This window comes from Streptomyces sp. NPDC053541 (assembly GCF_044544705.1).
Taxonomy (GTDB): Bacteria; Actinomycetota; Actinomycetes; order Streptomycetales; family Streptomycetaceae; genus Streptomyces.
This window is the reverse complement of the sequence record NZ_JBITXM010000010.1, coordinates 395639-415667: the sequence shown is the minus strand read 5'-3', so window position 1 is coordinate 415667 and position 20029 is coordinate 395639. Positions and strand designations below refer to the sequence as shown.

18 protein-coding genes and 1 pseudogene are annotated in these 20029 nt (G+C 71.9%); 10 read left to right on the top strand and 9 right to left on the bottom strand.

Annotation, left to right across the window (positions count from 1 at the left end; genetic code table 11):
- Positions 1-140 precede the first annotated feature (140 nt).
- The gene (locus tag ACIGW2_RS26625) at positions 141-764 is read left to right on the top strand and encodes a CBS domain-containing protein (RefSeq protein WP_399846473.1); all 624 of its coding nucleotides are present in this window, start codon (positions 141-143) and stop codon (positions 762-764) included.
- 21 nt (positions 765-785) lie between these two features.
- Entirely contained in the window at positions 786-1778 is a 993-nt protein-coding gene (locus ACIGW2_RS26620) for an Acg family FMN-binding oxidoreductase (RefSeq protein ID WP_399846471.1), read from the top strand.
- Positions 1779-1830: 52 nt separating this feature from the next.
- Here ACIGW2_RS26620 and ACIGW2_RS26615 read toward each other — a convergent pair whose 3' ends face one another.
- From ACIGW2_RS26615 to ACIGW2_RS26605, 3 genes are read right to left on the bottom strand one after another with little or no spacing between them, the layout of a single operon-like run.
- Positions 1831-4221 carry a glycoside hydrolase family 65 protein gene (locus tag ACIGW2_RS26615; protein WP_399846469.1) on the bottom strand — a complete coding sequence of 797 codons (2391 nt, stop codon included), beginning with the start codon at positions 4219-4221 and terminating at the stop codon, positions 1831-1833.
- On the bottom strand, positions 4218-4988 hold the full coding sequence (locus tag ACIGW2_RS26610) for an HAD family hydrolase (RefSeq protein WP_399846467.1): 771 nt from the start codon (positions 4986-4988) through the stop codon (positions 4218-4220). Before ACIGW2_RS26610 ends, ACIGW2_RS26615 begins: the two co-directional genes overlap by 4 nt.
- Positions 4985-6067, bottom strand: coding sequence for a zinc-dependent alcohol dehydrogenase family protein (locus ACIGW2_RS26605; protein ID WP_399846465.1), 1083 nt, complete (start codon positions 6065-6067; stop codon positions 4985-4987). The genes ACIGW2_RS26610 and ACIGW2_RS26605 overlap by 4 nt, the downstream gene beginning before the upstream one ends.
- A 175-nt stretch (positions 6068-6242) precedes the next feature.
- On the opposite strand from ACIGW2_RS26605, the gene ACIGW2_RS26600 reads away from it, so the two are divergent.
- From ACIGW2_RS26600 to ACIGW2_RS26590, 3 genes are all read left to right on the top strand, one after another.
- On the top strand, positions 6243-7682 hold the full coding sequence (locus ACIGW2_RS26600) for an MBL fold metallo-hydrolase RNA specificity domain-containing protein (RefSeq protein WP_399846463.1): 1440 nt from the start codon (positions 6243-6245) through the stop codon (positions 7680-7682).
- Between the two features lie 93 nt (positions 7683-7775).
- Positions 7776-8246: a cyclic nucleotide-binding domain-containing protein gene (locus ACIGW2_RS26595; RefSeq protein WP_399846461.1), complete on the top strand. Its 471-nt coding sequence runs from the start codon at positions 7776-7778 to the stop codon at positions 8244-8246.
- Between the two features lie 10 nt (positions 8247-8256).
- Positions 8257-8913 carry a CBS domain-containing protein gene (locus ACIGW2_RS26590; protein ID WP_399846459.1) on the top strand — a complete coding sequence of 219 codons (657 nt, stop codon included), beginning with the start codon at positions 8257-8259 and terminating at the stop codon, positions 8911-8913.
- On the opposite strand, the gene ACIGW2_RS26585 is transcribed toward ACIGW2_RS26590, so the two are convergent.
- The 4 genes from ACIGW2_RS26585 to ACIGW2_RS26570 all read right to left on the bottom strand — a co-directional run bounded on the left by ACIGW2_RS26585 (position 8888) and on the right by ACIGW2_RS26570 (position 11826).
- A complete protein-coding gene (locus ACIGW2_RS26585; protein WP_399846532.1) occupies positions 8888-9229 on the bottom strand; it encodes an SDR family oxidoreductase in 342 nt (113 codons plus the stop codon). The genes ACIGW2_RS26590 and ACIGW2_RS26585 overlap by 26 nt on opposite strands.
- A 452-nt stretch (positions 9230-9681) precedes the next feature.
- Positions 9682-10185, bottom strand: a complete 504-nt coding sequence (locus tag ACIGW2_RS26580) for a flavodoxin domain-containing protein (protein ID WP_399846457.1) — start codon at positions 10183-10185, stop codon at positions 9682-9684.
- A 2-nt stretch (positions 10186-10187) separates the two neighbouring features.
- Positions 10188-10637 carry an Hsp20/alpha crystallin family protein gene (locus ACIGW2_RS26575; protein WP_399846455.1) on the bottom strand — a complete coding sequence of 150 codons (450 nt, stop codon included), beginning with the start codon at positions 10635-10637 and terminating at the stop codon, positions 10188-10190.
- A 268-nt stretch (positions 10638-10905) separates the two neighbouring features.
- Positions 10906-11826 carry a universal stress protein gene (locus ACIGW2_RS26570; RefSeq protein WP_399846453.1) on the bottom strand — a complete coding sequence of 307 codons (921 nt, stop codon included), beginning with the start codon at positions 11824-11826 and terminating at the stop codon, positions 10906-10908.
- Between ACIGW2_RS26570 and ACIGW2_RS26565 the strand changes: the two are divergent.
- Both ACIGW2_RS26565 and ACIGW2_RS26560 read left to right on the top strand, forming a co-directional pair.
- Positions 11783-12505, top strand: a pseudogene (locus tag ACIGW2_RS26565) (universal stress protein); the annotation flags it as partial. The gene ACIGW2_RS26570 and the pseudogene ACIGW2_RS26565 overlap by 44 nt on opposite strands.
- 347 nt (positions 12506-12852) lie before the next feature.
- Positions 12853-13017, top strand: coding sequence for a universal stress protein (locus tag ACIGW2_RS26560; protein ID WP_399846451.1), 165 nt, complete (start codon positions 12853-12855; stop codon positions 13015-13017).
- Positions 13018-13093: 76 nt separating this feature from the next.
- Here ACIGW2_RS26560 and ACIGW2_RS26555 read toward each other — a convergent pair whose 3' ends face one another.
- Positions 13094-13789, bottom strand: coding sequence for a helix-turn-helix domain-containing protein (locus tag ACIGW2_RS26555; RefSeq protein ID WP_399846449.1), 696 nt, complete (start codon positions 13787-13789; stop codon positions 13094-13096).
- Positions 13789-14703, bottom strand: a complete 915-nt coding sequence (locus ACIGW2_RS26550) for a universal stress protein (protein ID WP_399846447.1) — start codon at positions 14701-14703, stop codon at positions 13789-13791. Before ACIGW2_RS26550 ends, ACIGW2_RS26555 begins: the two co-directional genes overlap by 1 nt.
- Positions 14704-15205: 502 nt before the next feature.
- Here ACIGW2_RS26550 and ACIGW2_RS26545 point away from each other — a divergent pair.
- The 3 genes from ACIGW2_RS26545 to ACIGW2_RS26535 all read left to right on the top strand — a co-directional run bounded on the left by ACIGW2_RS26545 (position 15206) and on the right by ACIGW2_RS26535 (position 19942).
- On the top strand, positions 15206-16060 hold the full coding sequence (locus tag ACIGW2_RS26545) for a universal stress protein (RefSeq protein WP_399846445.1): 855 nt from the start codon (positions 15206-15208) through the stop codon (positions 16058-16060).
- Between the two features lie 205 nt (positions 16061-16265).
- A complete protein-coding gene (locus ACIGW2_RS26540) occupies positions 16266-17003 on the top strand; it encodes an ABC transporter ATP-binding protein (protein WP_399846443.1) in 738 nt (245 codons plus the stop codon).
- A complete protein-coding gene (locus tag ACIGW2_RS26535) occupies positions 17003-19942 on the top strand; it encodes an ABC transporter permease (RefSeq protein WP_399846440.1) in 2940 nt (979 codons plus the stop codon). Before ACIGW2_RS26540 ends, ACIGW2_RS26535 begins: the two co-directional genes overlap by 1 nt.
- Positions 19943-20029: the final 87 nt, after the last annotated feature.

The following is a 20029-nucleotide window of genomic DNA, read 5'->3' as shown; positions in this document are numbered from 1 at the left end:
GTCCCGTTCGCGCCTTCGGGTCCGGTCGGCCCCGACGCTGGACCGTCCGGCCCTCGCAGGTCGCCGTCGCGCGGCCGACGGTGGGAGAAGCAAGGCAACCACCGCTGGACGCCCGAGACGCTCGAACAGGAGGCCCGGCGATGAAGCACCTGAAGGTCGGTGCCCTGATGACCGACAGCGTGGTCTCCGTCGTCCCCATGACGCCGTTCAGGGAGGTGGCGAAGCTGCTCGCCGAGCACGACATCAGCGGGGTGCCCGTCCTCGACGAGGACGACCGCGTCGTGGGGGTGGTCTCCGAGTCCGATCTGCTGGCCCACCGCCGGCCGAGTGCCCGGGACGTCATGACGGCACCGGCCGTCACGGTGCACGCCGAGGAGACGGTCGCCGAGGCGGCACGGCTGATGGTCCGCCGTGGCGTGGAGCGCCTTCCCGTCGTCGACGAGGAGGAACGGCTGGTGGGGATCGTGACCCGTCGCGATCTGCTCTGCGTCTTCCTCCGCCCGGACGCCGAGATACGGAGCCATGTACAGGAGGACGTCCTCGCGGATGTCATGGGCTCGGGCGCCGACGACGTCGACGTGCGCGTCCTTGACGGCGTGGTGACACTGCACGGCCGGCTCCGGCGACAGGACCAGGCCCGGACGCTCGTCGGCCTCGCCGAACGGGTGGACGGGGTCGTCGCCGTGGTGGACCGGCTGTCCGTCGACGAGGACGCCTCCGGCCCCGCGTTCCCCGCGCGCAGCGCTCACCCGATCACTTGGTGACCCACACAGACAGGACGAACCGTGTCCACCACAGCTCTCACCCGACCGCTCGTGACGTCGCTGATCGAGGACGCCGTCACCGCTCCGTCGATGCACAACGCCCAGCCCTGGAAGTTCGTCCACCGGACCGGCACCGACACCATCGAGCTGCACGGTGACCCCTCGCGCGGAATGCGGCGGGAGGACCCCGACCACCGCGGTCTTCATCTCGGCTGCGGAGCCGCCCTGTTCGGTCTGCGCGTCGCTGCCGCGCACCGCGGCCGGCACGCCGCCGTCCGGCTGCTGCCCGATCCCGACGATCCTTGGCACCTGGCCGACGTGCGTCCGTCCGGTGCCGCCGACGAGCACGACGAGGAACTGGCCGGGCTCCGGCCGGCGCTGCGCGATCGGCACACCAGCCGCTTCCCGTTCAGCGAGGAACGGATCCCCGCCGAAATCCTCGACGGCCTCCGGGCGGCCGCGTTCCTGGAGGGCTGCCGACTGGACGTTCCGGGCGCCTGGCACACCGAGACCGTCCTCGACCTCGTCCACGACTCCGAGAGGTTCGAGTCAGCCGACGCGTCGGTACGGGACGAGATCGCCGCGTGGACGCGCACGGGTGCGGCCGGTGAGGGCGCCGGGACCGAGGGCATCCCGTCGTACGCCTTCGGCCCGCGCCAGTACGACGTCACCTCCCCGGTCCGGGACTTCGGCTCCCAGCGGCGAGTCCCGGGGCGCGAGTCGGTCCCCTTCGAGAAGAGTCCCCAGATCGCCCTGCTGGGTACGGTCGAGGACACCCCGGTGGAGTGGCTGAAGGCCGGCCAGGCGATGCACCGGGTGCTGCTGCGGGCCACGCTGGACGGGCTGTCGGCCTCCCTCATGTCCCAGCCGCTGGAGTGGCCCGAACTCCGTTCGGTGGCACGGGATCCCGGGTCCGCCACGGGCTACGTCCAGATGATGATCCGCCTGGGATACGGGCCCCGGGGCCGGGCCACCCCGCGCCGGCCCGCCTCCGACGTCCTCACTTTCGACTGAACTCCGTCAGTGCTCACCTTCGGCTGAGCAGCGTCGCAAGAACCCAGCCCCGTCACAGACGGAACCAGCGCTCCTCCCCGGGCGCGACGGTGACCCGCCGCTCTCCGGGGAGGACGACGGTGAGCGGGCCGCCGGGCGACGCCGGTACGCGGACGGCCAGCCGCCCGGGCAGGACGCGCACTCGCACTCCTCGATGGCCTTGGACGCAGAGCGTGAAGGCGAACCGGGGGAGCTCCGCCAGCGCCACCGGGTCCACGCGCAGCTCGCCCGGTCCGGCTTCCATTCCGGTGATCCCGCGTTCGACCAGGTCGATCGTCCCGGCCATCGCCCCCAGGTGGATGCCCTCCCCCGTCGTTCCGCCCTGGACGTCGGCCACGTCGGCGAGCAGCGCCTCCTGGCAGTGGCGCCAGGCGTCGGTGCCCTGCTGCCGAGCCAGGATCCAGCCGTGGACCAGACTGCTGAGGGTCGAGCCGTGGCTGGTGCGGCTCAGGTGGTACGCGACGGTGGCGCGCCAGATCTCGTCGTCCAGCGGGTAGCCGAGCCGGGCGAACAACGCGTACAGCTCCTCGGGCCGAAAGAGGTAGCCGAGCATGAGGGTGTCGGCCTGCTTGGACGCCTGGTAGCGGTTGACGGTGTCGCCCTCGGCCTCCAGGATCCGGTCGAGTCTGCGGATGTCGCCGTAACGGGCCCGGTACGCCTCCCAGTCGAGCTCGGCCAGGTCCCCGTATCCCTCGAACTGGCTCACCAGGCCGCGGTGGAACGGGACGTACAGGCGGCGGGAGACGTCCTCCCAGCGGGAGAGTTCCTCGTCGTCGAGCGCCAGTTGTTCGGACAGTTCCGCGCGGCGGCCCTCGGGCAGTTCGTCCAGCACGTCGAGCCCCCGGGCGAGCACCCAGGCGGCGGTCGCGTTGGTGTAGGCGTTGTCGTCGATGCCGGGCATCGAGGCGTCGGGATAGGCGTCGTGGTACTCGTCGGGGCCCACGACCCCGCGGATCCGGTAGCGCCCGAGGGCGGGATCGTACGTGGCGGATCCCGCCCAGTTGCGGGCGATCTCAAGAAGCGTCTCGGCACCGGCGGCATGCAGGAACCCCCGGTCGCCGGTGGTCTGCGCGTACCGCCACACGTTGTACGCGATGGCCGAGTTCACATGGCGTTGCAGCCGTGAGAAGTCGGGCAGCCAGCGGCCGGAGCGCGGGTTCAGGTGCAGTTCCTGGGTCTCCTCCCGGCCGGAGCTCGCGCTCTGCCACGGATACATCGCGCCGACGCCGCCGGCCCGACGCGCCGCCTCGCGGGCGGCCGGCAGCCGGCGGTGCCGGTACATGAGCAGGGCTCGGGCCACCTCGGGGAAGTGGAGGCTGAGGTAGGGCAGGACGAAGAGCTCGTCCCAGAAGACGTGACCGCGGTACGCCTCGCCGTGCAGGCCGCGCGCGGGGACTCCGACGTCGAGTTCCGCCGTGTGCGGGGAGAGCGTCTGCAGCAGGTGGAAGAGGTGCAGACGCAGGATGTGCCCCGCTTCCCCCGGCACGTGCAGCTCGCCTTGTTCCCAGAGTCGTTGCCAGGCCGCTCGGTGGGTGGTGACCAGCCGGGGGAAGGCCGGGGCGCGGGCGGCGTCGTCGCAGGCCGCCGCCAGGGGGTCGCCGCTGGGCCGGTCCGTCGAGGTGCGCAGGGCCAGCGTCTTCACGACGGTCGCCGAGCGGCCGGGGCCCACCGGCAGACGGTAGGTCTGAACGGCGCCGGTCCTGTCGGCGTGCTCCCGTGCGCGGCGGGCGGGGCGGGTGACCGTGCGGACGGCGAGCGCGATCCGCCTGCCCGGGTCGTCCGTACGACAGGACAGCCAGGCCACCCCGCCGGGTTCGAAGCCGCTCCGGTGGTCGGTGAGGTGACGGCCCTCCAGGTGCCGGTATCGCTCGACGCCGGCGTTGACGACCGCTCCGTCGAGGACGGACTCGACCTCCACGACGCCGCTCCAGCCGTAGGCGCGAAACATCGTGTACTGGGCCGCGAGCCCGGCGTCTCCCATGTGCACGATCCTGATGTGGCCGACGCGCAGGCCACGGCCCTGGGCGTCCCGGTAGAACAGGTGGCGGTTCAGCACGCCCCCGCGGAGGTCGAGGTGCACGTCGCTGTGGCGCAGGTCGTCGGAGTCGGGCGTCAGCCAGTCGCCGGGCGGCCCGTCGTCCGGCAGGCAGCGGTAGCGCAGCAGCGTCCAGTTGGGCAGGTTGACGAGATCCTCGTTCTCGATCCGCTTCCCCGCGACGAGCGAGGCGAGCCGGTCGTAGCAGCCGGCCAGATAGGTGCCCGGGTAGTGGACGGGGCCGGCGGTGCACTCGGGGGCGGAGCCGCGGGTGGCGAAGCGGCCGTTGCCGAGCGTGCAGAGGGACTCGACGAGCCGTTCGCGGTCCGGCTCGTAATGGTCATACGTCCAGGATCGGTTGGCGGTCATCCGCCCTCCCCCCACACCCTACGGACCAGCGTCGTGAGGTCGGGGACGACAAGGTCGGCGCCCTCGTCCAGAAGGGAGGCGTCGTGTCCGTCAGGGGTGCGGTCGACACCGACGACGAGACCGAAGCCGCCCCGGCGGGCCGCGCGGACTCCGGCGACGGCGTCCTCGACCACCGCGACGGCGGCCGGGGGGAGGCCGAGGAGACCGGCCGCGTGCAGGAAGAGCGCCGGGTCCGGTTTCCCGGCGAGGCCGAGCCGGGCGGCGTCCTCGCCGTCCACGACGGCGGCAAGGGTCGTGTTCAGACCGGCGGCGGCGAGCAGCGCCCGGGCGTGGCGGGACGCCGAGACGGCGGCGCACGGCACGTGCCGGGAGCGGAGCGCGGCGAGAGCCGCTGCGGCGTCCCTGAAGGCTACGACCGGCTCGGAGGCCAAAGCCTGCTGGAACGCCGCTTCCTTGCGTGCCGCGACCGCCCAGACCGTCGCGGACCCGGGCGAGTCGCCGGGCTCACCCGCGGGCAGGCGAACGCCGCGGGCCGCCAGGAACGCCTCGGCCCCGTCGTAGCGTGACCTGCCGTCGACGAACCGCCGGTACTCGGCGTCCGCGTCGAACGGCACCCACCTCCCGTCCTCCTGCGCCAGCTCGCCGAGGCAGGCGTCGAACGCGGTCTTCCACGCCGCCGCGTGGACAGCGGCGGAGTCGATCAGCACGCCGTCGGTATCGAGGACGACACCTCGCGGCGGCACGGGGCCCGAGGGCGGGCCGCTCATCCGGCGTCCGGGGTCTCGGTGACCTGCACGGCCGTGTGCTGCGGACCGCCCAGCGCGACCTTCAGGGCGCCGGTGTCGCCGGCGCGGCCGAACACGTCGTACGCCTCCTCCATCTGCCCGATCTCGAAGCGGTGGGTGACGAGATCGGCCGCGGGCAGCCTGCCGGCCGCCATCATGCGCAGCAGCATGGGCGTGGACGAGGTGTCCACGAGCCCGGTGGTGATGGTGATGTCCTTGATCCAGAGGTCTTCGAGGTGCAGGGCCGCCGGCTTGCCGTGGACGCCGATGTTGGCGACCCGCCCGCCGGGCCGCACCATCCGCGTGCACATCTCGAAGGCCTCGGGCACGCCCACCGCCTCCATGACGACGTCGGCCCCGAGACCGTCGGTCAGATCCTCGACGAGCTGTTCCGGACCCTCGCCGACGGTCGCCGTGGCGTCGGCGCCGAGCTGGCGCGCTGCTGCGAGCCGTGACTCGGCGAGGTCGACGGCGATGATCCGACCAGGACTGTAGAGACGTGCGGTGGCGATCGCGGCCAGGCCGATGGGGCCCGCGCCGACCACGACGACCGTGTCGGCAGGCTGGACGCGGCCGTTCAGGACGCCCACCTCGTAGGAGGTGGGGAAGATGTCGGCGAGCAGCACCGCGTCGAAGCTGTCGACCGCGCTCGGCAGCGGGTGCACGGACAGGTCCGCGAACGGCACCCGGACGTACTCGGCCTGCGTCCCGTCGATGAGGTGCCCGAGGACCCAGCCACCCCCGCCGCGGCACTGGCCGTAGCGGCCCTCGCGGCAGAAGCGGCAGCGGCCGCAGGCGGAGATGCAGGAGATCAGGACGCGGTCCCCGGGCCGTACCGTACGAACGTCCCGCCCGGTCTCGACCACCGTGCCGACCGCCTCGTGGCCGAGCACCCGGCCCGGCGTCACCTCCGGCACATCCCCCTTGAGGATGTGCAGGTCCGTGCCGCAGATCGTGACGACGTCGACCCGCACGATGGCGTCCCCCGGGTCCTTGATGCCCGGGTCGGGTACGTCCCGCCAGGCGATCCGGCCCGGGCCCTGGAAGACGGCTGCCTTCATGGCACCCACCCACTTCCTGTCACGCGTTCGGATGTCCTCCTCGTCAAGGCTCGGCCGTCGCGGCGCGGCGGCGCATGTGCCGACCGGCCCAAGGGAAGGGCCGGTCGGGCCCTCCGCCCCGGGGCGGTCCGGGTGCGACGGTGGACGCGGGCACACACTCCGAAGGAGGACGGCCATGTCCGAGGCAGACCGGATCCCGGCTCCCGCCGCTCCCGCCGCCGTTCCGCGGCCGGCCCTGCTCAGCTTCCTGGGCGGGGTGGGGACGGTCACGGGCAGCAAATTTCTCGTGGAGAGCGACCATGCGCGCATCCTCCTGGACTGCGGTCTCTTCCAGGGTTTCGCGGACCTGCGCCGACGCAACTGGGACCGGTTCGCGCGTGATGCCGCCGACATCGACGCCGTGGTCGTCACCCACGCCCACCTGGACCACTGCGGCTCTCTTCCGCGCCTGGTCCGGCAGGGCTTCCGGGGGCCGATCCTCACCAGCGCCCCCACCGCCAGGCTCGCCGGGATCGTGCTGCGCGACAGCGCGCGGCTCCAGATGGAGGCCGCCCGGCACGCCAACGAGCACGGCTGGTCGAAGCACCGCCCGGCGAAGCCTCTGTACGACGACTCCGACGTCGACAAGACGCTGGCGTTCTTCGACCCGGTCCCGGTCGGCGAGGACGTGGAGATCATGTCCGGCAGCCGGCTGACCCTCCACCACGGCGGCCACATCCTCGGCTCGGCCTGGGCCCACCTGACGCTGGAGGACGGGCGCACCCTGGCCGTTTCGGGTGACCTGGGGCGCCCCGGGCACCCTCTGTTGCTGCCGCCGGAGCCGTTCTCGGGCGCCGACGTGCTCCTCATGGAGTCGACGTACGGCGACCGGCGCCACGACCAGGAGTCAGGACGGTCCGCCTTCGCCGATGTCATCGCCCGGACCCTCGCGCGCGGCGGGACCGTGGTGATCCCCGCCTTCGCGATCGACCGGACAGAGGTCGTCCTGCACGAACTCGCCCGGTTGCGCGAGACGGGTGCCCTGCCCCGGTCGGTGCCTGTGTATGTGGACAGCCCCATGGCCCTGGCGGCGCTGGACGTGTACCGGGACGCCGTACGCGAGCGGTCCCCCGAGCTGCGGCCGGAGATCCTGGACCGGGGCGAGGCCGCGCTGAGCCCGGCGCCGTTCCTCGCCGCCCGCACGGTCCAGGAGTCCATCGACATCAACAGCGCCCACGGCCCCGCCGTCATCGTCTCCTCGGCCGGCATGGCCACCGGCGGCCGCGTCCTGCACCACCTGCACCGCCTGCTGCCCGACCCGCGCAACGCGGTGGTCGTGGTCGGCTTCGCCGCGGCCGGGACCCGCGCGCGGGACCTGGTGGACGGGGCCCGGGTCCTGAAGATGTTCGGCGAGTACGTGCCCGTACGTGCCGAGGTGGCCGACGTGCCGCACTTCTCGGCCCATGCGGACGCGGCTCAGATCGTCGACTGGCTGCGCGGCGCCCCTCCCCCGCACACCACCTACCTCGTCCACGGCGAACCGGCCGCCTCCGAGGCGCTGCGCGACCGCATCGACCGCGAGCTGGGCTGGACGGCCGTCGTACCCCGCTCCGGGGAGGCCGTCCTGGTCCGCTGACCCGGGCCCTTCGGACCCTTGGTGTGCCCTGCGCGGCCCTGCCCGGGACCGCACCCCACACGGGAGTCTGCAAGGGAAGGGCTGGAGGACACCATGACCACCACGCGGACCCTACTGAACGAACTCGCTCCCGAGGCGCGCGACCGGCTCCTGGAGCACTCCCGCCCCGTCCACTTCGCCGCAGGCACCCGCATCTTCCACGAACGGCAGCACGCCGACCGGTTCTGGATCATCGAAACCGGCAGAGTCGAGCTCGACACCCACGTCCCCGGGCGCCGCAACGCCGTCGTGGACACCTTGGTGGGCGGCTCGCTCCTCGGCTGCTCCTGGATCATGCCGCCCTACCACTGGCACCTCGGTGCCACCGCGACCACAGAGGTCCAGGCCCTTGAGTTCGACGCACAGGCCGTACGCGAACTCTGCACGACGGATCCTTCCATCGGCGAGGCTGTCTTCGCGTGCGTCGCGGCGACGATGGCACGTCGGCTGCTGGCAGCCCGCAGCCGGCTCCTCGACGACCTCATGCCGCGCGTCGGCGCGGAGCCCCTGGCCTACGCCCGGTGAGGAGAGAGTCATGACAACCCAGCCCTTCACCGTCGCCGACGTGATGACAAAGAAGGTCGTCGCGGTCCTGCCCGGCGCGGACTTCAAGGAGATCGTCACCACGATGCAGCGGTGGAAGGTGACCGCCGTCCCCGTCGTCGAAGGCGAGGGCCGTGTCGTGGGTGTCGTCTCGGAGGCGGACCTGCTCCTCAAGGAGGAGTTTCACGACCACCGCCTGGGGCTCGTCGAACAGCTGCGCCGACTCGACGCCACGGCCAAGGCCGGTTCGCGGCGGGCCAAGGACCTCATGACCTCACCCGCCGTCACCATCGCGCCCGAGGCTTCCCTGCCGCAGGCCGCTCGCCTCATGGCCACCCACCATGTGAAGCGTCTGCCCGTCGTCGACGCCGGCGGCACGATCCAGGGGATCGTCAGCCGGTCCGACCTGCTCAAGGTCTTCCTCCGCCCCGACGACGACCTTGCCGCCGAGGTCCGCCGCGACGTCGTCGAGCATGTGTTCCCGCTGTCCGGGCGCCAGGTCGACGTCCGTGTCGACGCGGGCGTCGTGACCCTGTCCGGACAGGTCCGCGACATCGCACTCGCACCCCTCGCGGAACGCCTGGCCCGGGCCGTCGAAGGAGTGGTGGACGTCCGGTGCGAGCTCACCGCCGTCGCCGTCGAGGCATAGACGTGCGGGCGGCGCATGAAGGGCCGGGCTTCCCAGAAGCCCGGCCCCGTGCCGCTCGGCACGTGCGCTGTTCCTCCGATGGCACGAGCATCGTGCTGCCGGTCGTGGCACCGCCGTCGACCACGAACTCCGAACCCGTGGAGTAGGTCGCCTCGGCAGCCAGGAACACCGCCATCCGGGCCACCTCAGCGGGCGTGCCGAAACGCGGAATGGGCTGGCCTGCGGTGATCGAGTCGTCCATGCCGGCGGTCATGGGCGTGCTGATCGGACCGGGGTGGATGGAACAGACCCGGATGCCGTCGCGCGCCAGGTCCAGCGTGGCGGCCTTCGTCAGCCCTCGCAGACCCCACTTGCTCGCGACGTACGCCCCGAGGCCTGCTGGCCATCCCCCACTACCTGGTCATCGCGTTCTTCACCGGCGGTATGCGCGCAGGCTGGTGGACCGGCGGACCTCACCCTTCTGGCGCTCATCGCGGCCTTCGCCCTCGCTTTCACCGAGCGGTATCCGCGCGACCTGTTCGCCCTGATCGTCGGACTGGAACCGCTGGGTCCTGCGCGTCGCCGCGTACGCGAGCCTGAAGACAACGCCTACCCGCCCTTCCGGCTCGACCAGGGCGGCACGGAGCGGGTGGCCGAGACGGGTGGCAGCCGCCTCTGACCAGGCCGTCGGGCCCGCCACAGCTCGTCCGCGCCCCGGCCCGAGGCCTCCTGGTGGCTCGCGTCGCATCTCCGGATGGGAGAGCCCACCGGATTGTCCCGGCGGGCCGTTCAGCGCGTGGAGCCCAGCTCGCTGCCGATGTGATGCGCCCATTCCTGGATTCGTGCGGGGTTACGGAAGTCCCCGCCCTTACCGTGGCGGACGAGGGAGCGGGCGATGCGGCCGGGTGTCTCGGCTGTCACGGCGCCGCCGAACGTGATGTGCTCCCGTGCGCCGAGCTTCTTCATGCGGCGGGCCACGCCGGGCGCCGGCGGGATGGCGTCCTGTTCGGCGGAGCTGTCGACAGGACCACTGCTGAACAGCCACAGAGGGCGGTCGCGAAGCTGGTCGGCGTTGCGGCGGGCACAGCGGCTCGCCTTGCCGTTCCAGCGTCCGGCGTAAAGGGCACCACCGAGCACGACGCCGTCGTAGCCGCTGACGTCGGTGACCGTGTCGGCCGGCAGCACGACCGCGTCGAGGCCGTCGGCCCGGAGCGTCTGGCCGATCTCGTCGGCAATGCCCGCGGTAGCACCGTGCTTGCTGCCGTAGGCGACCAGAACTCGTGTCGGGTTCATGACTACTCTTCTCCAGCTGTGTCGTCCGCTCGCCGCACGGGGATGGTCCGACGGGTCTCGGCCTTCTCCTCGGGCATCGGCACACGGATGGTGAGGATGCCGTCCTTGTACGAGGCATCGACGTCGTCGGCAGGGATCGCCTCGGGGAGGCGTACGGTCCGGCGGAAGGAGCCGTACCGGAACTCCGAGTGCTCCTTGTCCTCCGAGCTCTCGCTGTGCTCCGCGTTCACCGTGATGAGGTTGTCATCGACGGTGATGGTGACGTCATCGGGGTCCATGCCGGGCAGTTCGGCCCGCAGTACGTACTCACCGTCACCGCTGGACACCTCCACCGGGATGGAGTGCGCGGCTGTGGCGGGACGCCATCCGGGCAGCCCCGGGAACTCACGGTTGAACCAGTCATTGAAGTCGGGGAAGAGGCTGTGCCTGCGTTCCACGCTGTCTCCGGTCATCGTTGTGCTCCTCATGTGCGGGCCCGGGAGGCCCCTGCGAATGGATCAAGGTCGTGAGCGGTGTGCTCATGCCCTCTCAGTACGGGAGCCGGCGGCCGGAGGGTGTCCGGAGATCCAGCGGGCTGGGGCGGCGCGGCTGCTGGGGACGGCGGCTGATCCGGGTCTGCTGCATCGTGCTCACTCCTCCGGAGATCCGGACGGCGGTCCGGCTCGATCTCGCCCTTCCACCGTGCCGCCCGGGGCCAGTAGCGCCGCAGTGCCGGGCGGGTCATCCTGTGGGGGCCGGTCGGTCCGTGCGGGGCCGGGACCGGTCGGCCCTGGAGGAGGGCCCGTCCGCCCCTCCGACCGCCGGCAGGGGAACGGTGATCACGGGGCACTCGGCGTGGTGCAAGAGGCCGTGGACCGTGGAACCCAGGCGCATGCCGGTGTAGCCGCCGCGCCCCCTGCGTCCGACGACCAGCGCGAGCGCCTCAAGGGAGGCACCGGTGAGTTCCTCGACGGGGTGACCGCGCACGACCACCTGCTCCACGTCGACGTCCGGACAGCGCTCCCCGCAGCCGGCGACCGCCTCGGCGAGCAGCCTGCGGCGCTCGGCCAGGCCCTCGTTCTCGTCGCCATGTGACAGCAGGGGCCGGGGCCACACCCAGACCGCCTTGAGCCGTGCCCCCCGCAGGCTCGCCTCCGCCACTGCGAAGGCGACGGCGGCCCGGCAGTCTCTGCTGCCGTCCACGCCGACGACGATCAGCGGCGGGTGGACGGCCGTGTGCTCCGGTTCCCGCACTACAACAACTGGGCAGTCGGCGCGTGCCGCCAGCGGGACGACCACGGAGCCCTCGCTGAAGACCTCGGCGGCGCTGCTGAGGCGACGGGATCCGACCACGGCGAGGGCGGCACCCGGTGTCCTGTCGCGCAGCACGGTCGCGGGCGCCCCGTGGACGAGCTCCGTCGCCGTCCACAGCTCGTCGTGCAGTTCCCGTACGAGGTCCTCCGCGTTGACCAGCGTGGACTCGGCTCGGATACGCAGGGCGCTCTGGTGGGCCACCGCCGCGTACGGGAGCCGGTCGTGGACCGGGGGAACGGCCACGAGCAGGCGCAGCCGGGCGCCTCTGCGGACGGCTTCGTCGGCGGCCCAGACGAGGGCCGGGATGGACAGGTCACGGGGGTCGAGGCCGACCAGGACGTCGCTCATGGCTCCTCGTCACGTGCCGCGAAGGCGGCCGGGCACCCCGGGGACGCGTCGATTCCCACGACGACATCGCCGAGCTCCGGTCGGGCGGGGATCTCGCTGTTCATGGTTCCACCTCCGGAGAGTTCGCCACGGGGGCCGGGGAGCCACGCCCGGGAACGGCATCTCCCACGCTGGCACCGGGAGGGCTCCCAGGAGATGGGCCGTTCGGCCCCGTTCTGAGACCTGCGCGGCCCCTGCTGCGTGGGGCAGCTCGGGCCGCAGCCTGAGGTCTGGAGTCCATCGCGCCCGGTTCTCGGACGCCGCGGCACGGAGCCGGCTGAGGAGGAAGGTCATGACGCCCCAGGTCACCGTAGGTCTCGACGGCTCAGAGGAAAGTGCCGCCGCCGCACGCTGGGCCGCGACGGAAGCGGTGCTCCGTGAAGTACCGCTCCGGCTCGTGCACGTGGACGAGTGGCCTAACGCGCCGGAGATCCCCGCGTCGTACTCTCGCGCCCACGCCGAACGCGCCCAGAGCTTGCTACGGGACGCGGCGGAAGTGGCACGCAAGGAGCATCCCGACCTGGAGGTGTTCACCGAAGCTCCTCAGGGCCGATCGGCCGAGATACTGACCGCCGCCGCGAACGAGGCCGCGCTGGCGGTGCTCGGCTCGCGCGGGCCGGGCGCCGTCCTCGGCTTCGTCATCGGCTCGGTGTCCCTCGCCGTCGTCGGAGCCACCCGGCGGCCGGTCGCCCTGGTGCGGGCGAAGGGTGAGCGACCGGCGACGCCCCGCGCCGGCATCATCGCGGGTGTCGACATCTACCACCCGTGCGAGGCCCTGCTCGGGTTCGCGTTCACGGAGGCCGCTCGCACGGGTATGCCGCTCCGGTTCCAGCACAGTTGGACGCTGCCCGCCTCGTACGGCTACGCGACCTTGGCGGATCCGGGGCTTGGCGAGGAGCTGGGCGACCGTCTTATGGGAGGCCTTGACGATCTCCTGGAGCCGTGGCGGAGGCGGTACCCGGGGGTGGACGTCACGGCCAGGCTGCCATGGGCCCTGCCGCCTACCACCTGGTCGAGGCATCGCAGGACGCGGATCTCGTCATCGTGGGACGCCGGACGCGGAGGGTTCCCGTGGGCCCGCATCTCGGCCATGTGGCGCACGCGGTCATCCACCACGGTCGCGCACCGGTCGTTGTCGTGCCGTTGGCGTGAGCGCCCATGAGCGGACGACGGAACGTCTCGGCCCGGGCCGTCGGGCCCGGGCCGAGGAGTGCCTGTCACCTGCTCGTCAGAGCTCGGGCGCAGACGACCTCCCGGGCGCGCCCGGCGCATGGACGCGGCGTCCGGTCACCCGGCGGGGTGAGAGCACGACGACGGTGTCCCGCCCGTCGCCGGCCCACGGTGTCGAGTACGCGGCTTCTCTGAGAGCATGGGCCGTGGCCGGGTCCGACACTCTGCGTGCGGGGCCGACGATGAGCACACTCCAGCCCTGGCTGAAGGCTTCGTCCGCGTGGTCCTCCTCGAAGGCGATGGCCGCGCCGGCAGCGGCCGCCCGCGCGAGCGGCGTGTCGTCCGCGGTCATGAACAGCAGCTCTCTACCCACGACCTGGTAGTTCACGGGGTAGATCTCAGGCCCGTCGCGTCCGGTGACGGCAACGCGGCCGACACCGTGGTCGTCGAGCAGCGCCCAGCATTCCTCCTGGTCGATCGCGTTCATGCGGGCGTGATACGCGGCTTGGCCCCGTCCAGGCGCGAACTCCGCGGTGTACCCGGTCAGATCCTGAGTGGTCGTCTCCAGGGCGTTCGCGAGCCGGACCAGAAACTCGATACTGGGAGACGGCAGTTGCTCCTCAATGAGGTCTATGTAGCCCCGTGTGGACCCCACCCGTGCGGCCACCTCCTCGCGGGACAGGCCGAGACGGGCGCGTCTGGCCTCGACGCGGCGGCCCAGATCGCTCATGTGGTGCCGGGCAGCGGAGTTCATCACTGCTCTCCCTCGGAGGGGGCGTGGTGGTGCTGGGGGATGACGGCGACCGGACAGGAAGCGTGGTGCAACGCGCGATGGGCGACCCTGCCGAGCTCCAGGCCGACCAGGCGGCCTTGGCGTCGCGCCCCGACCACCAGCAGGTCGGCGGCGGCGGAGCGGTCGGTCAGCACCCGGTGCGCGGGGCCCTCGACGGTGCTTCTACGCAGCCGCACCTGGGGGAACTCGCGCACCAGCGGGTCGAGGGCCTTGTCGAGGAGTTCGGAGGCCCGGTGTTCGAAGTATGTGCGGGGCTCACCCGTCAGCAGCGGGTGGTCGACCGGTTCGGGGGCGGGGCGTCGCCATGTGCGGACGACGTCGAGTTCCACGTCCCGGACCGCCGCCTCGCGGAAGGCGAACCTGACGGCCGGTGCGTCCAGGTCGTGATCGCCGATTCCCAGCAGGATCCGCTGATGGCGCGCTTCCAGCGCAGGTCGGTCCCCGCGGACGACGACGACCGGGCCGTGGGACCGGGCGGCCACGACGAGGCCGACGGATCCGAGCAGAAGGTCGGCCAGCTCTCCCCGCCCACGTGACCCGACGACGAGGACCACGGCGTCCTGCCCCTCACGGAGCAGCGCGCCGGCGGCGTCCTCGGCGAGGACGTCCGCGGTGACGACGAGACCAGGAGCACGTCGCCGGGCCCGGTCCGCAGCCGTGCTGACGATGGTCTCCGCGAGGACCTGACCCGAGGGCCGGTCTGTGGACCACGCCGGCACGGTGCCCTCATACCGCTCCCACAGAGAGGCGTGCACGATGCGCAGGGGGTGTCCGTGCCGTACCGCTTCGTCGACTGCCCAATCCAAGGCCGTGAGACTGGCTTCGGAGCCGTCGACGCCCACCACCAGGGGGCCAACCGCCACGGGCGATTCCATCGTCCCCACCGCCTTTCGAGTGCCGGGTGGATCACTGCCACGCTCGCACCGGAAGCGATGGCCCGGTAGGGCCGGTCGGTCCCGGCATCGGCCCACCCGGTCCCTGCCGACGCGGCGCGCCGGGTGCGGAAGAAGCACGGAGAACCTCCCGTGTGCAGGGCACGACGGGAGGAAGCGCGAGGGGAGGAAGGACCCATCCGCTTCTCGCGGATCCTGATGGCGCGGTGCGCGGCATGACGTCCGCCGCTCCGCGTCCTCACGCGGGTCCTTCCTCGAGAGCGCGGAGCGGCGATGTCTCGTATCACCGCGATGCCTCCGGGCTCGGCGGCCCTCCAGCCCGGCGGCGAGCCGGCCGGGCTCACAGGGGCCAACGGTCCCGGAAGGGGACCGTTCGGCACTCCTCCCGGGAGGGCCCACGCGGAGAGGCTGGGTTCCACGGCCGCCGGCAGTGGGCCGTACGCGGATACGAGAACGATGGCATCTCACCAGGAGGTGGAGGGTCATGACACAAGGCATCGTGGTCGGCGTCGACGGCACGGAGCAGGCGGACGCCGCCGCCGAGTGGGCAGCGGGCGAGGCCGTCCTGCGCGGCACCGGCGTCCATCTGGTCCATGCGAGGGAACCGTGGCCGGAGTCCGTCGCCCCGCTCACGGCGCGAGACCCCGAGGAGCCGTGGGCCGAGGAACTGCTGGCGAGGACCGCCAAGCGACTACGCGAACGGCATCCGGGCCTGTCGGTGACCACCAGGCTGCTGGACTCGGGACCGATCCCGGGTCTCGTCGCCGCGGGCGGGGCTGGAGATCTCCTGGTCATGGGATCACGTGCGCTGGGCACGATGGCCGGCTATCTGGTCGGCTCGGTCGGACTGACTGTGGCCGGCGCCATCGAACGGCCCGTCGTCCTCGTACGAGCCTACGACGCGACCGCGGCGGCCGAAGCCGTGACGGTCGGGATCGACGCGCGCCAGCCCTCGGACGCTGTCCTGGGATTCGCGTTCGAGGAGGCCGCCCGTCGGCACAACGAAGTGCGTGTCATCTACGCGCAACAGCTCCCGCTCTACGCCGGCCTCGGTCCTGCCATGGTGCCGGACATCCGACCGGCCGTGGCCCCCGAGATCGAGCGCTCCCTGGATGATCTCCTTGATCCCTGGCGCACCAAGTACCCGGACGTGACGGGCACCGCCCGCGTGGTGATCGGATCGGCCGGCCTCGAACTCGTGCGGGCGGCCGCGAACGCCGGCCTGGTCGTCGTAGGCCGGCGCACACGGCGTTCGGCGCTGGGAGCCCACATCGGCAGCGTGGCCCACGCCGTGCTGCACCACAGCCCCGCGCCCGTCGCCCTCGTGCCCCACGAGTGAACCGGCGCTCTTTCCGACGCTCCGCGCGATGGACCAAGAGCCGCACTGCGGCGACCTCCTGCTGACGACATGAGCTCGCCGTGCTGCGTGCTCCGGTGTGCGTGTTCCCGGCCGGGTTCGCCGGTCCGGATGGGGCCGTTCGTCCCCCCACTGGGGCCCGGTCGGCCGTGGCCGTCCCGTCCACCCCAGGGTTCGTATGGAAGGCATGAACAGCGACCGACCCCTCCTGGTCGCCACCGGAGTCCGCAAGATCTACCGGACCGGCTCGGTGGCGGTCACCGCCCTCGACCACCTGGATCTCGTCGTACGCCGTGGGGAGCTCGTGGCGGTCATGGGTCCGTCCGGGTCCGGCAAGACCACCCTGTTGAACTGTCTGTCCGGGCTCGACGACATCGACGGCGGCCGGGTCGAGATCGACGGCCACGACCTCTTCGCGATGTCGGATGCCGCCCGCACAGAGCACCGCGCCCGCACCATGGGCTTCGTCTTCCAGGCGTTCAACCTCATCCCGGTCTTCTCGGCCGTGGAGAACGTCGAACTCCCCCTGCTGCTCGTCGGCACCCGGCCCCGAGAGGCACGGCACAGGGCACTGGCCATGCTCGAACGGGTCGGTCTCGGCCACCGGGTCGAGCACCGCCCGAGCGAGATGTCGGGCGGTGAGCAGCAGCGGGTGACCATCGCCCGTGCCCTCGCCGGACGGCCGGCCATCGTGTGGGCCGACGAGCCGACCGGCAACCTCGACAGCGCGATGGCCGACCAGGTCATGGACCTGCTGTGCGAACTCAACCGGGACGAGGGCCAGACGATCGTCCTGGTCACCCATGACAGCGCCATCGGCGCCCGCGTCCCCCGGCTGATCCGGATGCGCGACGGGCGGCTGGTCGACGATCGCCGGCAGCCGGCCTTCGCCATGGACTCGGCCGACGACATGCACCGGGACTGATGATGTATCCGAACCTGCTGGCCCCGCTGCTCATCGTCCTCGCGCTCGCTCTGGCGGCACTGGTACTGGTCGCCGTCCGGCAGCCGGTGTCCCGGCGGCTGGCCTTCCGCCAGCTCGCCCGGCGGCGCACCGAGGCCGCGCTCGTGATCGGCGGATCGGTGCTGGGTACGGCCATCATCATCGGCGCCCTTGTCGTCGGAGACACCCTGAACTTCTCCGTACGCCAGGAGGCGTACCGGACCCTGGGCCCGGTGGACGAGCGCGTCGTCGCACCGCCCGGACCGGCCGGCCGGACGGTCGCCGAACGGCTGGCAGTCCTTGAGGACGATGCTGACGTCGACGGCGTGCTGAACGCGCAGGCCACCCAGGCGTCGGCCGTCTCGCGCTCCGACGGCCGGACGGTCGCCGAACCGCGGGTGCTGGCGTGGCAGATGGACTTCGACAAGGCATCGGGCTTCGGCGTCGCGGGCGGGAAGTCAGGGATCGAGGGGCCGGACCCGAAGCCCGGCGAGGTCGTGATCAACGCGCCGCTGGCACAGTCACTGCGGGTGGGAGCCGGGCAGCCGATCACGCTCTATCTGTTCGGCACCCCGCACACCTACCGAGTGGACCGCGTGGTGCCGGAGCAGGGCCTCGCCGGTGTGGGCCTGGGCGGCAGGCTGAATCGTGACGCCTTTCTGGCACCGGGCACCCTGGACGCCGCAGCCCGAGCCGTCGGCGCGGAGCCGCGCTCGGTGACCTTCGTGTCCAACCGCGGGGGTGTCGAGGCCGGGGACGCCCTGACGTCGCAGGTCACCTCGGACATCCGCCAGGCCCTGGGCCCGCTCGCGGACCGTACTGCGATCGAGACGCCCAAGCACACCGTGCTGCGTGATGCCAAGCGGGCCGGCGACTCCCTCGGCGCACTGTTCCTGATGATCGGCAGTTTCAGCATCATCGCGGGCGCGCTGCTGCTGGTGAACATCTTCGTCATGCTGGGTGAGGAGCGGAAGTCCCAGATGGGCATGGTCCGGGCGATCGGAATGAAACGATCCCGCCTGGTCGCGTCGTTCACCGTCGAAGGAGCCGCCTACGCGCTGTTGTCGGCGCTGCCGGGCGTGGCCATCGGAGTGGCCGTCGGATGGGGTGTCGCCGTGGTGGCCGCACGGATCTTCCAAGGCTGGTCGGTCGGCGGCAGCAGCATCCGGATCGCCTTCGCCATCACGCCCACCAGCGTCCTCAACGGCCTCGCCATGGGACTGCTCATCGCCTTCGCCGCGATCCTCGCGACCAGTGTCCGTATCAGCAGGTTCAACATCATCGCAGCCATCCGCGACCTTCCCACGACACCCGGGCGGGAGCCGCGCCGCCGACTGCTCGTCGTGTCCTCCGTACTGGCAGCCCTGTGCGCGCTCGTGGCGATTCCGGCGGTGGCACGCAGCCAGCCCGACGCGACCTACCTGATGCCGGCGCTCGCCCTGGCCTTCGCCACCCCGGCGCTGCTGCGCCTCCTCCCCCGTCACGCCGTCACGACGCTCGTGGCGGGGACCGTCCTCGCCTGGACCCTGCTGGCCCCGGTCGTACGGCCCCGGATCTTCGACACACCGTCGATGTCCGTGTACGTCATCCAGGGCGCCCTGGCCGCCTTCTCCGCGGTCGTGCTCGTCAGCGACAACCAGAAGGCCGTTCTCCGCCCTGTGCGGCGGCTCCTGGAGCGGCCGTCGGAGTCGGGACTCGCGGCGCGGCTCGCAGTCGCCTATCCGCTGGCGAAGCGCTTCCGCACGGGTGCGACCCTGGTGATGTACACGCTGATCGTGTTCGTTCTCGTCCTCCTGACGGAGATCTCCGGGGTCCTCCGCGCCGGAGTCGACGGAGTCGTCGGCGACGCCACCGCCGGCTACTCCCTGCGGCTCGACTACAACCCGCAGGTCGCGGGCGATCGGCTGATCGCCGATCTGCGCGGCGGTCCGTCGGCCGGAGGTATCGCCACCGTGGCCCCGCTGCTCAACGCCTCCGGACGGGCCACCGATCCCGGAAACCGCAGCAGCCAGCCGCTCGACATCGCCGCCGTCGGCGTTCCCGACGGGGCGATCACCGGCATCACCTTCCGCGAGCGGCTGCCCGAACTCGGGGACGACCCCGCAGTGTGGCAGGCACTCGCCACGGATCCTCGATTCGTCGTCATCGACGGCTTCTTCGGGAGCACCGGCGGCCCGGCCGGTGACTACTACGATCCCGGCGACACCCTCACCGTCACGGACCCGCGGACGGGACGCAGCGAACAGAAGGTCATCGCCGGCGTGCTCAGCAACGGAATGGTCTTCTACCCGGGCACCGGGGCCAGTTCGACGACCTACCCCGTGGTGATGGGCGAGCGGGGCATGCGTGAGCTGTTCGACGACCAGGCCCAGAACGCCTCCGCCCTCGTCAGCACCCGCCCCGGGACCTCCCCCGACGCCCTGGCGACCCAACTCCAGGGCGAGGAGTTGTCGTCCAGCCTGGTCGCCACGCCGATCGCCTCCGAGATCCGTCACCAGTTCGACTCCAGCACCGCCTTCTTCCGCCTCATGCAGGGCTTCCTCGCGCTGGGCCTCGGCGTGGGCATCACCGGCCTCGGCGTGGTCATGGTCCGGGCCGTACGCGAACGACGGCGCACCATCGGCATCCTGCGGGCCCTCGGCTTCCGGGCACGGACCGTCCGACGTTCCTTCCTCTCGGAGAGCGCCTTCGTCGCCGCGGAGGGAATCGTGCTCGGATCCCTGCTGGGCGTCCTCACCACCTGGCTCATGTACCGCAACAGTGCGGCCTTCGCAGGTCTCGAAGGCGGGTTCCCCGTCGAGTGGAGCAGCATCATCGGCCTGGCCGCAGCCACCTTCGCCGCATCACTCCTGGCCACCGTGGGCCCGGCCCGCCGCGCCGCCGCCATCCGGCCCGCACGCGCGGTCCGTGTCGCGGAATGACTCCCCGGGCCCCCCACCCAACGCGATCATGGTCCCCGCTGACGCGGTCAAGCCGGGTTGGTCCCCAACTGGTCCCCAAAAACGATC